15 protein-coding genes are annotated in these 17,186 nt (G+C 58.7%); 11 read left to right on the forward strand and 4 right to left on the reverse strand.

Annotated features, from left to right (window positions below):
• A partial coding sequence (locus ACRZ94_RS18865; RefSeq protein ID WP_480798125.1) for a sugar phosphate nucleotidyltransferase occupies positions 1–91 on the reverse strand: 91 nt, incomplete at its 3' end.
• Positions 92–250: 159 nt separating this feature from the next.
• On the opposite strand from ACRZ94_RS18865, the gene ACRZ94_RS18870 reads away from it, so the two are divergent.
• The gene (locus ACRZ94_RS18870) at positions 251–721 is read left to right on the forward strand and encodes a heme-degrading domain-containing protein (protein ID WP_480798046.1); all 471 of its coding nucleotides are present in this window, start codon (positions 251–253) and stop codon (positions 719–721) included.
• A 21-nt stretch (positions 722–742) separates the two neighbouring features.
• Here the strand turns inward: ACRZ94_RS18870 and ACRZ94_RS18875 are convergent, their stop codons facing one another.
• The 3 genes from ACRZ94_RS18875 to ACRZ94_RS18885 all read right to left on the reverse strand — a co-directional run bounded on the left by ACRZ94_RS18875 (position 743) and on the right by ACRZ94_RS18885 (position 6,077).
• Positions 743–3,856 (reverse strand): efflux RND transporter permease subunit, encoded by a 3,114-nt coding sequence (locus ACRZ94_RS18875; protein WP_480798047.1) that lies wholly within the window; start codon positions 3,854–3,856, stop codon positions 743–745.
• A gap of 8 nt (positions 3,857–3,864) precedes the next feature.
• Entirely contained in the window at positions 3,865–4,962 is a 1,098-nt protein-coding gene (locus ACRZ94_RS18880; RefSeq protein WP_480798048.1) for an efflux RND transporter periplasmic adaptor subunit, read from the reverse strand.
• Positions 4,963–5,027: 65 nt separating this feature from the next.
• Positions 5,028–6,077, reverse strand: a complete 1,050-nt coding sequence (locus tag ACRZ94_RS18885) for a LacI family DNA-binding transcriptional regulator (RefSeq protein ID WP_480798049.1) — start codon at positions 6,075–6,077, stop codon at positions 5,028–5,030.
• Positions 6,078–6,204: 127 nt separating this feature from the next.
• Here ACRZ94_RS18885 and ACRZ94_RS18890 point away from each other — a divergent pair, with 127 nt between their 5' ends.
• The 10 genes from ACRZ94_RS18890 (at position 6,205) to ACRZ94_RS18935 (ending at position 17,186) form a co-directional block, all read left to right on the forward strand.
• On the forward strand, positions 6,205–7,710 hold the full coding sequence (locus ACRZ94_RS18890; RefSeq protein WP_480798050.1) for a sugar ABC transporter ATP-binding protein: 1,506 nt from the start codon (positions 6,205–6,207) through the stop codon (positions 7,708–7,710).
• Positions 7,711–7,721: 11 nt separating this feature from the next.
• Positions 7,722–8,741 (forward strand): ABC transporter permease, encoded by a 1,020-nt coding sequence (locus tag ACRZ94_RS18895; RefSeq protein WP_480656378.1) that lies wholly within the window; start codon positions 7,722–7,724, stop codon positions 8,739–8,741.
• Positions 8,742–8,760: 19 nt separating this feature from the next.
• Positions 8,761–9,807: a substrate-binding domain-containing protein gene (locus ACRZ94_RS18900; RefSeq protein ID WP_480656376.1), complete on the forward strand. Its 1,047-nt coding sequence runs from the start codon at positions 8,761–8,763 to the stop codon at positions 9,805–9,807.
• Between the two features lie 111 nt (positions 9,808–9,918).
• A complete protein-coding gene (locus ACRZ94_RS18905) occupies positions 9,919–10,680 on the forward strand; it encodes an ATP-binding cassette domain-containing protein (protein WP_480656374.1) in 762 nt (253 codons plus the stop codon).
• An 11-nt stretch (positions 10,681–10,691) separates the two neighbouring features.
• Positions 10,692–11,816 carry an ABC transporter permease gene (locus tag ACRZ94_RS18910; protein ID WP_480656372.1) on the forward strand — a complete coding sequence of 375 codons (1,125 nt, stop codon included), beginning with the start codon at positions 10,692–10,694 and terminating at the stop codon, positions 11,814–11,816.
• Positions 11,817–11,899: 83 nt separating this feature from the next.
• Complete coding sequence (locus ACRZ94_RS18915; protein WP_480798051.1) at positions 11,900–13,051, forward strand: substrate-binding domain-containing protein; 1,152 nt, start codon at positions 11,900–11,902, stop codon at positions 13,049–13,051.
• 85 nt (positions 13,052–13,136) lie between these two features.
• Complete coding sequence (locus tag ACRZ94_RS18920; RefSeq protein WP_480798052.1) at positions 13,137–14,087, forward strand: YncE family protein; 951 nt, start codon at positions 13,137–13,139, stop codon at positions 14,085–14,087.
• A complete protein-coding gene (locus tag ACRZ94_RS18925; RefSeq protein ID WP_480798053.1) occupies positions 14,084–15,088 on the forward strand; it encodes a 4-hydroxythreonine-4-phosphate dehydrogenase PdxA in 1,005 nt (334 codons plus the stop codon). Before ACRZ94_RS18920 ends, ACRZ94_RS18925 begins: the two co-directional genes overlap by 4 nt.
• 10 nt (positions 15,089–15,098) lie before the next feature.
• Positions 15,099–16,274: an L-rhamnonate dehydratase gene (locus ACRZ94_RS18930; RefSeq protein ID WP_480798054.1), complete on the forward strand. Its 1,176-nt coding sequence runs from the start codon at positions 15,099–15,101 to the stop codon at positions 16,272–16,274.
• A 3-nt stretch (positions 16,275–16,277) separates the two neighbouring features.
• Positions 16,278–17,186 (forward strand): dihydrodipicolinate synthase family protein, encoded by a 909-nt coding sequence (locus ACRZ94_RS18935; RefSeq protein ID WP_480798055.1) that lies wholly within the window; start codon positions 16,278–16,280, stop codon positions 17,184–17,186.

A 17,186-nucleotide genomic window follows, 5' to 3' on the forward strand; every position in this document is an offset into this window, starting at 1 on the left:
GCGGGACAAACTGCTTGGGATAGCTTTTGCGCGACAAAGGCCACAGGCGCGTGCCCGAGCCGCCACAGAGAAGGACGGGTGTGATCAACATAAATACGCTCAAATTCCGATGGTCTGCACAGTCGTCCTAGTCAACACAATACGCCATGACAAGACCAGCCGAAAATCCGACTAGGGCATGAAACCGCAAATGGCGGTGGTAGCGCTAATAGCAAACGGATAGTGTGCGGCAAAAAGGAGAGGACGCGCTTTGAAAACTCAATCCATAAACCTTGATGCGGCCGGTTTGCTTGAGCAGGAACGCAGATTGCGGTTCTCGGAATTCGGACATGATGCAGGCGTTGAGCTGGGTCTGGCCCTGCTGAAGGCCGGACGTTCGGCGGATCTGCCCATCGCGATTGACGTATTTGCCTTTGGCCAACAGCTTTTTCATGCAGGGCTGCCAGGCAGTTGCGCAGATAACGGATCGTGGATTGCCCGGAAACGAAACAGTGTTTTGCGGTTTGCGCATAGCTCGCTTTATTTGGGGCAGTTTTGCCGTGAAGAGGGTGTGACACTGGAGGAGAAATACTATGTGTCGTCGCAGGAATACGCCTCACATGGTGGGAGTTTCCCGATTATTTTGACCAGCGGCAGTCTTGTAGGTGCCGCGACGGTGTCAGGCCTTGCGCAGCATGACGATCATGACCTTGTGGTTGAGGTGTTGCGCACACTGGTCTGAGGCGGGTTTCGCAGACCCGTCTTATCTTCGTAAGGCGATCAGAAACTCTCGGGCCGATTGCACCGCCGCATAAAGAACAGGGATCATAAGCAGGCCAAGTGTACTGTCGACAATCATGCCGAACAGAACCGGATAGCCGATAGAGACGCGCGCCGCAGCTCCCGCACCGCTGGACAGAACCAAAGGCATCACGCCGATGATAAAGCACAGCCCGGTCATCGTCACAGGACGAAACCGGGTTTCTGCAGCTTTCAGCGCGGCCTCATGAATGCTGGCCCCGAGCTTTCGCTGATGGTTGGCAAATTCCACCACCATGATGGCCTTTTTCGCCGCCAGCCCGATCAGCAAGACCATTCCGACCTGTGCAAAGATATTGCTGGTCAGGAAGGGTAACATCGCCAAGGGTATCAGCGCACCAAGCAAGGCAAAAACGGTCGACGCGATGATCGAAAGCGGCAAAACCCAGCTTTCGTACAGCACCACAAGAAACAGATAGGCCAGTATCAAGGCGGAAAGCATGATATAGGGTACCAAGCCCTGAGACTGTACCTCTTGCTGGGTGACACCGGACCAATCGATCCGGAAGCCGTCGGGCAGAGTTTTGTCGGCGATCTCTTGCACTGCGGCAATCCCGCCGCCCGAGCTGACACCCTGGGCCAATTGTGCACTGACCGATGCGGCGGTGAATAGGTTGTAGCGAGGAATTGAATCAGGTGCGAGGACCGGCTCGGTGCTCAGGAAATTGCGCAGGGGCAGGGACTCTCCCGCCGAATTCTTGACATAGATATTGTCAACGTCATCCTGGGTTTGCCGGAACCTGGCGTCGGCTGAGATAATGACCCAGTATACCCGATCCGAGAGGATGAAATTGTCCACGTAATAAGAACTTAGATTGGCCTGAAGCGCGGTGAAAATGTCAGAAACGCTGACCCCTAGCGCCTCGGCCCGATCACGGTCGACTGATAAATGGTATTGGGGGGTCTGCCCCGAAAAGCTGCCATGCGCGCGGACAAACTGGGGTGCGGCGTTCAGCGCAGTCACAAATCCGGTCATCACCGCGTCCAACTGACTGCCATCGGCCTTTTCCAGATCCAATAGCTCGACAGAAATGCCTCCGGTTGAGCCCAGCCCGTGAATGGTCGGGAAAGAAAACACATAGCTTTCAGCCTGTGGCAGCGCAGCAAGGCTTCTGTCCAAATTTCGCATGATGGCATGCCACTGCAGATCGGGGCTTTTGCGTTGGTCCCACGGATCCAGTCTGATGATTGCCATTCCGGCATTTGACCGCCCCCCGGCCAGCATGCTTGCGCCTGAGACGGTTGTCACCGTGTCCACGCCGGGTGTCTTCTCGATGACTTTGCCGGCCTGTTCCATAAAAGCCTGCGTCCGCTGCAGCGAGGCCCCGTCCGGCAGGGTTATCGCCGCCATCAATACGCCATTGTCCTCTTGCGGGATCAGACTTGTTGGCACGGTTTTGAACAAATAGACGGTGCCCGCCACGGCGGTCCCAAACACCAGCAAAGACACCAGAATGTGCCGCAGCATAACTGACACAAGGCGCACATATAGCCGTCTGAGCCACAACACGGCCATCGGCACAAAACGCAAAGGACCAATCGGCCGCGCCTGTGTTTTCAGCAGCATCGCGCACAGAACCGGGGACAACGTCAGGGCGTTCACTGCCGACAGGACAAAGGCAAAAATGATGGTCGCGGCGAATGGGTAATAGATCGCTCCGGTCACCCCCGGAAAGAAACAGACGGGCACAAACACAGCGGCCAGAACAAAGGTGGTGGCGACGATCGGTCTGTTGACCTGCGAGATCGCTTTCAGCGTCGCCTCGCGCGGGGCCAGACCCTCATCCGTCAGAATGCGCTCAGCGTTTTCGATGATGATGATGGCGTCGTCGACGACCAGAGTGATGGCCAGCACAAGGGCAAATAGCGTGATCATATTGGCGCTGAACCCTACGATAAAGATCAAACCAACCGCGCCCAGCAGCGACACGGGGATCGCAATAGCCGGGACAAGCGTGGCGCGGAAGCTGGCGAGAAAGAAAAAGGTCACGGCGACGACCAGACCGGCGGTCAGGCCTAGGGTTTTCAGAATATCCCGGATCGACACCCGAACCGCGTCGGTCACATCATATGTAACTTCATAGGACACACCGTCTGGGAACTTTTTCGACAGCTCCTGCAACAACGCCTGCACACTGTCCGAAATGTCCAGCGCGTTTGCATTGCTTTCCTGATGCACCGCGATGGCTGCCGTGGTTTTCCCGTTCAACCGGCTTGACCCGGAATAGGTGGCTGCGCCGAGCTCAATCCGGGCGACATCCTCCAGCCGGGTCACCGATCCGTCCGTGCCGGTGGCCACGATGATCCGGCCGAAATCTGTGGCATTGCGCAGCAGACCTTCGGCCCTCAGCTTGTACTGAAAATCGATACGCTCATCCCCAAAGGGCGGGGCACCCACCTGTCCGGCTGCGGCGACAAGGTTCTGGTCCTGGATCGCATCGGCAATTTCGGCCGCCGTTATGTTCAAGGCGGCCATCCGAACGGGATTGATCCAGACCCGCATGCTGTATTCCAACTGACCGTATTGCGAGACGCCGCCCACTCCGGTCAGGCGCTGCAGGGGGTCGTGCAGGAATTCAGCGGCATAATTGCTGAGGAAAAGCGCGTCCCGGGACCCGTCCGGTGAGGTCAGATTGATCACAAGGACCGTGTTGCCGGACTGTTTCGTGACCTCGATCCCCTGTTGCTGCACGACCGAGGGCAATTCCGCACTGGCCAGCGCGATGCGGTTCTGAACCTCGACCGCGGCGACATTGGGATCGGTGCCCAATTCGAAAGAAACGCTCAGGTCATAGCTGCCGTTGTTTGCGCTTTTGGACCGCATATACAGCATGCCCTCAATGCCATTCACCCGCTCTTCGATGGGGGTCGCGACGGATTCCTGAATGACCTGTGCGTCGGCACCGGGATAATGCGCGTTAACATAGACCTGCGGTGGGGTGATGTGCGGGTATTCCGAGATCGGTATCAGCCGCAGGCAGACCGCCCCGAACAGCACCATCAGAATGGCGATGACAGCAGCAAAATGCGGGCGGTCGATGAAATAGCGAGAGATCAAGCCATCCCCTAACCCTGGCTTTCCACCGGATCGACGACCAGTCCGTCATGAATCTTTTGCAGGCCCTGAATAACGACGCGCTCACCCGCGTCGAGGCCCTTGTTGACCTGCGTTACGGTGGCGGTCTGTGTCCCGATCTCTATCGGTTTGCGGTGCACGGTATTCTTGTCGTCGACCGTAAAGACAAAATAGCCCTGTTTGTCGAATTGCACAGCGTTGCGCGGGACGGTCAGTACCTTGGTATCGTCTGACCCGCTTAGCCCTACGATGACAAACTGACCGGGGATCAACATGCCGTCAGGGTTGGCGAAGGTGGCCCTCAGTTCAACGGTATCCGTGTCCTGACCGACGCTGTCGCCGACAAAGGTAACTTGCCCCTGACTGTCATAGGTTTCCCCGTCAGCCAGAGTGATTTGGGTGGTCAGTTTTACGTTGTCCCGGGAAATTGATCCGTTGCGCCGTTCACGCAGCAAGACCGGTTCGCTGATGAAAAAGCTGACCAATATCGGGTCGATGCTTGTGACCGTGGCCAGAACGCCGCTGTCAGAATTGACGAGATTGCCGGCATCCACCGCCGACAGCCCGATGCGCCCATCAATAGGGCTGGTAATCTGAGTATAGCCCAAATCGATCTGGGCAATCCTGAGGGCTGCTGCGGCGGCATCCACGGCCGCTTGCCCTTCGGCAAAACTGGCGCTGGAGGTGTCCAGAACCGATTGTGAAATGTCGCCCTTGTCAAACAGCGCCTGCTGCCTGTCCAGATCGGTCTTGTCGCTTTGGGCTGCGGCCTCAGCGCTGTTCAGGGCGGCCTGTGCGCGGTCCACCCGGGCCTGATAGGTCTGTTGTTCGATCTGAAACAGCACATCACCCTTGGCGACAACCCCGCCCTCGGTAAAATTCACCTCTTCCAACACGCCTTCGACGCGGGCCTGCAGATCAACACTCTGATCGGCGACGACGCGGCCGACGAACTCATCGCGTTTTTGCAGGGACTGGAATGAGGCTGCGGCGACCACAACGCTTGGTGCAGAGTCAGACTGTGCGCTGGCGGGGGGGCTGAGAGAAAGCGCCGCCAAGGTCAGAACGATGCAACTGGCTCGTGTCATCCCCTCACTATTCACACCGCATAGGAACGGCGCAACGTTAATCTGGGTGACAGCCGGTATCCCGGTCAGGCGCTGCTGTCAGGCTTGATCACCGTACTTCCCGGGATCAGCCGAAAGCCGACATCCTTGGCCGACTTCACCGGCTCACCATTGATTTGGGCCAGAACCATCTCGGCTGCAATCTGCCCGATCTTCAGATGCGGCACGGCGATCGAGGTCAGGCGATAGGGCTGAATGGCCGAGATCGGCAGATCCCCCCACCCGGCAATGCCGATGTCCTGTGGGATGCTCAGCCCTATTTTCTTGGCATATTGCAGACCGCCGATTGCCATGTTGTCATTCTGGTAGAAAATGACCTCAATGTCATTGTGTGAGGCCAGTAACTGTTCCGTTCCATAAAACCCGGTGTAAAAGCCGGGCGTGTCTTTCAGCAGAAGCTGCTTTTCCAGCCGCCCGTTTGCGTCTTCGATGGCTTTGGAATACCCGTTCAGCCGCGCCGTTGCCGCGTTGGCCACGTCATGGGACGTGCCGACATAGCCGAACTTGCGATAATCCATGCCCGACAGATAGCGGCCCATGCTGTAGCCGCTGTCGAAATGGTTCAGCCCAACGCACATATCCAGCGGGCTGGAATTGAAATCCCATATCTCGACCAGTGGAATGCCCGCGCCGCGCAGCATCTGGATGGCTTTGGGGCTGTGGGACCGCCCCGTGATGATCAGACCGGCGGGCTGCCAGGACAGAACCGTCTCAATCCATTTCTCTTCGTGGTCGACCTCATGCTCGGTCAGGCCAAGAACGGTTTGATGGCCGAACGCCCCCAGTTTCCGATCGATGCCTTCCAGCACCTGCGCGAAGATTTCGTTGCCCAATTCGGGAATGCTGACGCCGACAAATGTCGACTTTTTGTCGCCCGCAAACACGGTCGCCAAACGATTCGGCAAATAGCCCAGACGGTCAACTTCGGCCATGACTTTGGCGCGCGTCTTTTCCGAGAATCCGCCCTCATCCCGTAAAACACGGCTGGCGGTCATCTTGGACACGCCCGCAGCCTTGGCGACCTCAGCAAGGCTTATTTTGTTGTTTTTATTAGATTTATCTGCTTCGTCGCTCATTTACGTTACGGGTAACTCTTTTTTATTGACATCTGAGTGGCCTGCGAGAATGCTAGCGTAACGTTACGGGTAACTCAATACGATGTTGAGGAGCATCTGAGTTATCCAGCATTGGGAGGAGGCCGCTGTGCCCGGCACTGCGCAAAACAACTTGTTCTTCGACGGAATAAAGAAGCATTTTGGAGGCACCTATGCCTTGCGCGATGTCTCTTTGAACATTGAACGCGGTGAAATCGTTGCCCTGCTGGGCGAAAACGGGGCAGGCAAATCCACGCTGATCAAAATTCTGGGCGGCATTCACAAAGCGGATGAGGGGCGTGTTCTGATCGATGGCCACCCCTATGAACACCGCCCCGGCGGCTTTGGTGAGCGTCAGTCGGTGGCTTTCATTCACCAGGATCTGGGGATGATCGAATGGATGACGGTGGCGGAAAACATCGCTCTGGCGCTTGGCTATTCGCGCAAAAGCGGGCTGATCAACTGGAAGTCCGTTGAAAGCTTTGCGCAGGATGCGCTGGACAAGGTTGGGTGTGAATTCGACCCGACAACCCGCGTTCAGGACCTGTCGCGCACCGAAAAATCACTGGTTGCCATCGCGCGCGCCTTGGCGGTGGATTGCGATTTTCTGGTGCTGGATGAACCCACAGCCTCGCTGCCGGCTGATGAGGTTGAACGGCTGTTCCAAGCGTTGCGTCCGCTCAAGGAACAGGGTGTCGGCATGATTTATGTCTCGCACCGTCTGGATGAGATTTTTCAGATCGCCGACCGTGTTGCTGTGCTGCGCGACGGTGAAATGGTGGGTTTGCGCAGCATCGACCACACCACTCCTGAAGAGCTGGTGTATATGATCGTTGGCCGAAAAACCCGCCAGGTCAGCAAGCCCGATATGCCATTGGGTGACACCATCCTTCAGGTCGAGAGCCTGAATATGGAGGCTGCCCACAATGTCAGCTTCCAACTCCAGACGAATGAGATCGTGGGCCTCGTCGGATTGCGTGGGGCGGGGCATGAAAACGTCTCGCGCGCGTTGTTCGGGGCCGAGGTGTTTGACGGCCAGATCACGCTGCGCGGGCAGCGGCCGGACTTGTCTTCGCCGCAAACGGCGATGGCGGCAGGCATCGGTCTGGTCGCCCGCGACCGGACAGAGGAATCCGTGGCCATGTCACTGACGATCCGGGAAAACACATTCCTGAACCCGGCAGCCATCGGGCGGTCGCTGTTGTCGTTCATGAGCCACCGGGCCGAGACGCAAAGCGCCGCCAAGATCGGGGATGACGTGGCCCTGTCGCCCAATGACCAAAGCATGGCGATTGAAAGCCTGTCGGGTGGTAATCAGCAAAAGGTGGTCATTGGCCGCTGGCTTGAAACTCAGCGCAAGCTCCTGATCTGCGAAGACCCGACTGCCGGTGTCGATGTTGGCGCCAAGGCGGAAATCTATGCGCTGCTGAACCGCGCGATGGCAGATGGGGTGGGGATCATCGTCGTCTCGACCGATTTCGAAGAGGTCGCCGCCATCTGCCACCGCGCCATCGTATTCAGTCAGGGACAAATCGTGCGGGAACTGTCGGGCACCGAACTGACAACCGAGAACCTCATACAGGCTGCATCGGCCTCGAACGCCGTCGCAAGTTAGGGAAGACCACTATGCAATCGCTTGAATCCAACGCGCTGGAACCCACCAAAGCCGAGCTGAAAAACGCCTCGATGAAAACGCGCATCCTGCGGTTTCTGCCGGTCTATGGTCTGGTCCTGCTGACCGCGTTTCTGATCATTCTGTTTTCGATCCTGCTGCCCAATACCTTCCCGACAATGCTGAACCTTCGGGCGATCATCTCGGACAAGGCCATCATTGCGCTGTTGTCGCTGGGGGCGATGATCCCGATGGCGGCGGGGCGTATCGACCTGACGGTGGGGTACGGGATCGTGCTGTGGCACATTCTGGCGATTTCCTTGCAGACTTTGTATGGCATCCCATGGCCGGTTGCCGTGGCAATTGTCCTGTCGCTGGGCTTGCTGACCGGATTTCTGAACGGACTGCTGGTCGAGGTCGCCAAGATCGACAGCTTTATCGCCACGCTGGGCACCGGCACGGTTCTGTATGCGCTGGCCCTGTGGCACACGGGTGGCCGTCAGATGGTTGGCGCGTTGCCGGATAGTTTCTATGCCATCAACGGCACCTTTGTCTTCGGCCTGCCGATCACCGGGTTCTATGTGTTGGGGATCACCGTCGCCATGTGGCTGATCCTGGAATACACGCCGATTGGTCGGTACCTCTATGCGATTGGCGCGAACCAGCGCGCCGCGCAGCTGAACGGTATTCCAACACGCAAATTCGTCATCGGGGCCTTTATGTCATCTGGCCTGATCACGGCCTTTGCCGGGGTGCTGTTGGCGTCAAAATTGCGGATCGGGCAAGCCTCGGTCGGTCTTGAATTCCTGTTGCCTGCTTTGGTCGGGGCCTTTCTGGGGTCCACCACCATCAAGCCGGGACGCGTGAATGTCTGGGGAACAGTCGTGGGTGTCGCGATCCTGGCTGTCGGTATCTCGGGCATTCAACAATTCGGAGGATCCTTCTGGGTCGAGCCGATGTTCAACGGTGTCACGCTTCTGATCGCAATCGGCATTGCTGGTTACGCACAGCGGCGCAAAGGCGCTAACAAGTAAAAGCATAAGGGAGGAGATTATGCTGAAACGGACGTTCATGGCGGTATCCGCCGCTGCCCTTCTGACCGGTCTGGGTGTGCCTGTGATGGCCGAAACCGCCTTTGACGGGCCGACCAGTGGCCCCAAGGCTGCCGAGGGCAAGTCAATCGTGGTCGTCGCCGCCGACCTGAAAAACGGTGGTATTCTGGGCGTGACCAACGGCGTTGAAGAAGCCGTGGATACCATCGGCTGGGAGGTCCGCGTGCTGGACGGCGCGGGCTCGATCCAGGGTCGGACCGGGGCGATCGGTCAAGCGCTGGCCTTGCAGCCCGACGGCGTCATCATCAACGGCTTTGACGCGGTGGAACAGCAGGCCGCGCTGGAGGGCATCGTGGCTGCGGGCATTCCGATTGTCGCGTGGCATTCGGGCCCCAAGATCGGCTGTGACGCGCCGGGCGGCATCTTTGCCAATGTCTCGACCGATGCGATGACCGTGTCCGAGGTGGCCGCCGAATGGGCTATGGAGGATGGCGGCGATGGCGTAGGGGCGATCATCTTCACCGACTCGACCTATCAGATCGCCATCGACAAGGCCGACCGCATCAAGGAAACCATCGAGGCCGCCGGCGGTACGGTGCTGGAATATGTCGACACGCCCATCGCCGATACCTCGGCCCGCATGGGGCCGTTGACCACAAGCCTCTTGCAGAAATACGGTGATCAGTGGACGCACGCACTGGCGATCAATGACCTCTATTTCGACTTCATGGGTCCGGCGTTGGCCGCTGCTGGCATCTCGTCCGATGACGGCCCGCAGGCAGGGTCGGCTGGCGACGGGTCCGAGGCCGCGTTCCAGCGTATCCGCAGCGGCAATTATCAGACCATCACCGTGGCCGAACCGCTGAACCTGCAGGGCTGGCAACTGGTGGATGAGCTGAACCGCGCCATTCAGGGCGAGGCGTGCTCGGGCTATATCACATCGCCCGCGCTGGTGACTGAGGCCGGGCTGACCAAGCTGGGCGACAGCAACCAGTTCGACCCGGACACCCCATACCGCGAGGCGTATTCGAAAATCTGGGGCAAGTAACCCCACGGGCGGCCCCGATATCGGGGTCGCCGCCAACCGAGACGACACAGCGCAGAGCACACAAGCGGTCATTTGACCGCCATGGCGGAGCTTTGCGCAAAGGAGGAAACCATGAGCGACATGCCATTGGTTGAAATGCAAGGAATAACCAAACGCTTCGGCGGTGTGACCGCGTTGCAGGATGTGGACCTGACCGCCTATGCAGGCGAGGTGCTGGCCATCGTCGGTGACAACGGCGCCGGAAAGTCCACGCTGATCAAGATCCTGACCGGGGTCTATCAGCCCACCGAAGGCCGCATCCTGATGGATGGACAGCCCTTGGATATGGCCAGCCATTCCGACGCGATCGCAAACGGGATAGATGCGGTTTACCAGACTTTGGCTCTGGCCGATCACCTGTCGCCTGCTGCGAATATGTTTCTGGGAAATGAACTGACCAAGAACTTTATGGGTATCCCGCTTCTGGACAATAAACGCATGAAGACCGAGGCCGCGCGGGTGCTGGAGGAACGGCTTGGCGTCCGTCTGCGCTCGATGGATGTGATGACGGAAAGCCTGTCGGGGGGTCAGCGTCAGGCGGTGGCCATCTCGCGCGCGGTTTATCACGAAGACCTGCGTCTGCTGGTGATGGATGAACCGACTGCGGCGCTTGGTCCGCAGGAAACGGCCCGCACCCTGAAACTCATCAAGTCGCTGCGCGAGCAGGGGCTGGCGGTGATCCTGATCTCGCATTCGTTGGATGATGTGTTCGAAGTATCTGACCGCATTCACGTTCAGCGTCGTGGTCGCGCCGTCGGCGTGGTCAAAACTGCCGAAAGTTCGGTGCAAGATGTTCTGGGCCTCATCGTGGGTGCCCAGGATGCGGCTGCGTGAGGAGAACACAGATGTCGACAACAACCACGCATCCCGAACGAACCATCATGGACCGGCTGGAGCCCTATCTGGCCTTTATCGGCCCCATGGTCATGATCCTCGCGATCCTGATTTTCATGGGCATCGCGGAACCCGCGCGGTATTTCCGCCTGACGAACCTGAACCTGATCCTGTTGGACGCGGCGCTGTATATGCCGATGGCCATGGCGATGACCTTTGTCATCACCCAGCGCGGGATTGACCTGTCCATCGGCTCGGTTGCGGCCCTGTCAGCCATTCTGATGGCGTTTCTGGTCAAGCAATATGGGTTTCCCGCGTGGATCGCCGTGCCGCTGGCCATTCTGATGGGCGCAATCATGGGGCTGATCAACGGCTTGGTCATCACCCGGTTCAAAGTGCCAGACCTGATCGGCACGCTGGCTATGGATCTTGTGTACCGCGGTCTGGCGCTGGTCATCGCCAAAGGTCTGGTGCTGGCCCGTTTCCCCGATCTGATTACCGAGATTGGGCGCGGCCAGATTCCCGGCTTTATCCCCGTGCCTGTCGTGCTGGGCCTGATCACCATGGCCGTTGGCTATGTGGTTCTGACCCGCACCTATTTCGGACGCTACACCATCGCCATCGGTTCGAACCCCGAGGCCAGTGAGATGACCGGCGTCGCGGTCGACCGCCACAAAATCTATGCCTACGTGCTGATGGGCGCGGCGGCTGCGCTGGCGGGTGTGATGCTGACCGGTAAGCTGAATGCGATTCAGGCGACCTCGGCCCCGTATTTCAATCTGCACGTCATCGCGGCGGTGGTTGTGGGGGGTACCTCGCTGTTCGGCGGTCGCGCCTCGATGCTGGGTTCGCTGGCCGGTGTGCTGCTGCTGTCGATGATGATCAACGCGCTGGTCACCCTGCGGATCGAGTTCTTCTGGCAATCCGTTGCTTCGGGTGTGGTGATCGTCAGCTCGGTCGCGCTCTATACCTGGATGCAAAAGAAAGACCGGGATGGCGCGCATGGTCTGTTGGCTGCGCTGCGCAGCAAAGAGGCCCAAAAGCTCATCCGATTTTCAGCCGCGCTGATCGGCGCCCTGATCCTGTTGCTGGCCCTTGGGGCGGGACTGGCAACCGAGCCTGCGCCAAGTGGTTAAGGCGACAAAAAGCGGCGTGCCGGGAGGTAGGAGCCCCGGCACACCTGCAAGACCCCACTTATTCGCGAAAGGGAGGACTTACCGTGAAACAATTGAACAAAGCACTACTGACAACCAGCGCGTTTTGCCTGTGTGCCGCTGCGGCTTTTGCTGACGGCCACGGGAAATTGCCGCTCAAGGAACTGCCGGGCATCGAAGACCGCGATTACTGGGTTCCGGGCGAGGTAAACGCCGATGGCAAGCTTGAGGCGTTGCAGGCCACAACCGGGGCCGAGGCGGTCAAATATGAGGGCGCGCAGGACGGCCCGTTGCAGATCGCGTTGATCTACCCTTCGGCGGATACGTCGGATTTCTGGGCGCGCAACTATCTGGCGATGACCAAGCGACTGGACGAACTGGGGATCGAGTATGAGACAACCGAATTCGCCAGCCGCCAGATCGAACACAGCCTGCAATCGACCTATGCCAATCAGGTGGTTCAGGACGCGGACCTGTATGATTTCGTGATCTTTGGCCCCTCGGAACTGGCGATTCAGGCCGACAATATCGACAAGATGGCGGGCAATGACGGCTTTGCCACCTTTGTCTGGGCCTTCCACACGCCGCCCAAGGACCTGACCAACCAGCCCGATGCGTGGTTCGATTTCAGCTCGGCCGCCGGGGCGCTGACCATGTGCGACTACATGCTGGAACGTCTGGGCAATGACGTGACCATGGCGATGAACCGCGGCATTCCGGGGATCACCGACGATCAGCGTTCGGGTGATTTCAAGGCTTGCGTGGAAGAGAAGGGCAACTGGACCACTGTCTACGAACACTATGGTGAGTACCAGCGCGAAGGCGGGTTTGAAGGCACCAGCCTGATCCTGCAGGCGTATCCTGAGGCAACGATCATCCACAACGCCAACACCGCAATGGCCATGGGCTCGGTCGAGGCGCAGGTTGCCGTTGGCAAAGAGAAAGACGTGTTCTCAACCGGTTGGGGCGGCACGGGTCTTGAGCTCGACGCCATCCGTCGGGGTGAGCTGGACGCCACACCGATGCGGATGGGTGACGACGTGGGCGCAGCGACCGCCGAAGCGATCAAGGCGCATCTCGAAGGGCGTCAGGATGAGCTGCCCTTTGTCTTCCTTGGCCGGATCACCGTCGCCCATGATCAGATGAGCGCCGATGAACTGAACGCCCTGGAACAGGAAGCTTTCCGTTTCTCGGGCGTGGGTGCCTTGGAACGGTAAGCAACTGGTCTGTGGCCGGTCCCGACTGGCCGGCCACAGATGAACGAACAGACGATAGAAGGAGGGAGATTGCATGGCGCAATCCATGATGTTGATAGAAAAATGCAGCCATTGCGTCAGCTGGTATGACATTGACACCGGTACCCTGCAGGGGCGTCTGGACTTGCCGCATTTTCCCCATGAATTCGTGGTCGATGATGAATTTCACTATGCCTATGTGGGCCACTACGGCGTGCAGAATTCTGGGATCGATGGCACGGATGGCCGCTCGGTCATCGTGATCGACATCCGCAAGCAGGAGATTGTGCATACCTATGATCTGGGCGAACACGCGCGCCCGCATGGTATCGGGCTGGACGGGCAGGGGCGGCTTTATGTGCTGTCGGAATGGACCGGGCATCTGCTGGTCAAGGAAAACCCGCGTGCCTTCGATCAGGGATGGGATCACATCACGCCGACCGGTGGCACGAAATGCCATCTGTTCGCGCTGACCAAAGATGGACAAACGGCCTATTCGATGAACCTGACCTCGGGTGATGTGACGGTGTTCAATCCCTATGATGCGTCGATTGCGCCCATCTCGATCAAGACCGGACAGAAACCCGAGGGGCGGTGTCTGCGCGAGGATGTACAGACGCTCTATACCTCACAGCGCATCTCGAACACGGTGGCGGTGATCAATACCGACACGCTTGAGATCGAGCGCAGCTTTCCGACCCCGGATGATCCCTGCCGCATCTACTATGACGGTAAACGCAACCGGCTGGTGACGATGAACCATTTTGGCGGCTCGTTCTCGGTCTTTGATGAAGCGACGGGTGAGATGCTGCACGAACAGAAAACCCCGGCAAACCCGCTGGCGCTGTGCATCGATGACGAGGCTGCATTCGCCTATATCGCCATCGATTGTGAGCAGGTGCAGCGGTTCAATCTGGACACGTTCGAAGTGGTGCAGACCTTTGACACGGGCAAGGAGCCGGACGTGATGGTCATCCTGCCCGATGGGTTTTCCAAACATTGGGAGGGCGCGGCATGACCAAACCCCGTATTGCCATCGTCCCCGGCGACCCGTCCGGTATCGGGCCCGAGTTGATCGCCAAGCTGCTCAATCAGGATGGCGTGCAGGACGCAGCCGATATCGTGCTTGTGGGCGACAGCCACCTGTGGCAGCGCGGCGCGGAACAGGCCGAATTGGATGTGCCATTGAACACGGTGGCCGAGGTGGCGGGTCAACCCGGCCTGAGCCATCTGGAGATGGACACCATCGCGCCCGAAGACGTGCAGATCGCCGAGGTCACGGTCGAAGGCGGAACGACTTCGCTGCGCTGTCTGGACAAGGCGATGGATTTGGCGATGGCAGGGCAGGTGGATGGCATCCTATTCGGCCCGTTTAACAAGGCCGCGATGACCGCCGCGGGCCTGAATGCCGAGGATGAGCACCGCTATATGGCGCGGTACATGGGGCATACCGGTTATCATTCGGAACTCAACGTTCTGGATGAGTTGATGACGACCCGCGTGACCTCTCATATCGGGCTGAAGGATGTGGCGGCCAATATCACCGAAGAGGGGATATTGAAGGCTGTTAACCTTGCCAATGATACACTGCGCAAGGCGGGCAAGGCCCGTCCCAATATCGCGGTCGCAGCGCTGAACCCGCATGCGGGGGACAATGGCAAGTTTGGTCGGGAAGAGATCGACATTCTGGAACCCGCCGTCCGCAAAGCGCAGGAAAAACAGATGAATGTGACGGGGCCGTGGCCCTCGGACACCGTGTTCCTAAAGGCGCAGCGGGGCGAGGTCGATGCGGTCGTGACCATGTATCACGACCAAGGACAGATCGCGATTAAACTGATGGGGTTTGAACGCGGCGTGACCGTCGCAGGTGGCTTGCCCATCCCGGTCGCCACCCCAGCCCATGGCACCGCTTTTGATATCGCCGGACAGAACAAGGCCAATCCGGGCGCAACGCGGCAGGCGTTCGATCTGCTGGTGCGCATGGCCAAAACACATCGCGCCGAACGCAGCGCCGACTGAGAGGACCAAGATGACCAAGATTAAATCCGTGCGCACCCGCGTCTGGAACTGGACCGGCCCGACCGTTCCGCCCACCGGCAATTTCTGCACCAACGCCTCGGACGCGCTTTATGAGAAAGGCGATGCGATGTCGTCCTTCCGCTTCCACCAGTGGCTGACCTGCGAGATCGAAACCGATGACGGCACTGTGGGCATCGGCAACGCGGCCCTTGCGCCCTCGGTGGTCAAAGCTGCGATTGACGAATGGTTCGCCCCGCTGGTGATTGGCGAGGACCCATTCGACTACGCCTATCTATGGGAAAAAATGTACCGTCGCAGCCACGCCTGGGGGCGCAAGGGGATCGGGATGATCGCGATCTCAGCGGTTGATCTGGCGATCTGGGATTTGATGGGCAAGCTGGCGGGCAAGCCCGTGTTCAAACTGCTGGGCGGGCGCACCAAGGAAAAAATCCCGGTCTATTATTCCAAGCTCTATTCCGGCCCCATCGACGTGATGCAGGCCGAGGCCGCCGAGGCGCAAAAGAACGGCTATTCCGCCTACAAGATGCGGTTTGGCTGGGGGCCCAAGGACGGCATGGCGGGCATGCGCGAAAACCTCAAACGGGTCGAAGCGGTGCGTGAGGTCATCGGCTATGACGTGGACCTGATGGTCGAATGCTACATGGGCTGGAACCTGGACTACGCCAAGCGGATGCTACCCAAGCTGGTCAAGTATGAACCCCGCTGGCTGGAAGAGCCGGTAATTGCCGACGATGTCGAAGGGTATCGTGAGCTCAACGCGATGAACATCATCCCGATTTCTGGGGGTGAGCATGAATTCTCTATCATCGGCTGCAAGGACCTGATCGAGAAAAAAGCCGTCAGCGTCTTGCAATATGATACCAACCGCGTGGGCGGTATTACGGCGGCGCAAAAGATCAACGCGATTGCCGAGGCGCATCAGATACCGGTCATCCCGCATGCGGGGCAGATGCACAATTACCACCTGACCATGGCCAACGCGAATTGCATGATCAGCGAGTACTTCCCAGTCTTCGATGTCGAGGTCGGGAATGAGCTGTTCTACTACATCTTCGAAGGCGACCCCGAGGCGGTGGATGGATTCCTTGATCTGGATAACAATAAGCCCGGTCTGGGGATTGAGATCACGGACAAACACCTGAAACATTTCAAGATTACGGAGTAATCCATGAGCTATACCGGTATCTGGCCCGTTGCGCCGACACCGTTCCACGATGACGGCACGCTTGATCTTGAGGGCATGAAGCGCGTTCTGGATTGTCTGATCGATCAGGGCGCGGATGGGATCTGCGTGCTGGCGAACTTCTCGGAACAGTTCCTGATCTCGGACGAGGAACGCGCGATCCTGACCCGGCTTTGCCTTGAACATGTCGCAGGCCGTGTGCCGATGATCGTGACGATCAGCCATTTTGCCACTCAGATCGCGGTAGAACGCGCGCAATTCGCCAAGGATCTGGGCGCGGATATCGTGATGATGATGCCGCCCTATCACGGGGCGCTTCTGAAGGGGAACGCGCAGCAGACCTATGAACAGTTTGCTGCAGTGGGCGAGGTCGGCATCCCGATCATGGTGCAGGACGCGCCTTTGTCAGGCGTCGATCTGCCGGTGCTGTTGTTGGTGAAAATGGCGCAAGAGATCGAGATGGTGAAACTGTTCAAGATCGAATGCCCCCGCGCAGCCAACAAGCTGCGGGCGCTGATTGCCGAAGGCGGCGAGGCGATTGAGGCCCCCTTTGATGGGGAAGAAGGCATCACCTTGCTGGCTGATCTGGATGCGGGGGCCACGGGGTCGATGACCTCGGGCATGATTGTCGATCAGATCAAGCCGGTGATCACCCATCACCACGCGGGCCGCGTGGACGAGGCGACCGCTGCCTATGGGCGCGTCGCGATGGTCATCAACCATGAAAACCGTCAATGCGGCTGGCAATCCTGCAAGGCCGCGATGGTCGAAGGCGGGGTCATCGGATCCGAGTTCTGCCGCCACCCGATTGATCCGCTGCAACCGGCCATTCGCGACCGGTTGATAGACCTTTTGAAACCGCTGGACCCGCTGGTCCTGAGATGGGGAAAATAA

Source organism: Ruegeria sp. CH10 (genome assembly GCF_056537125.1).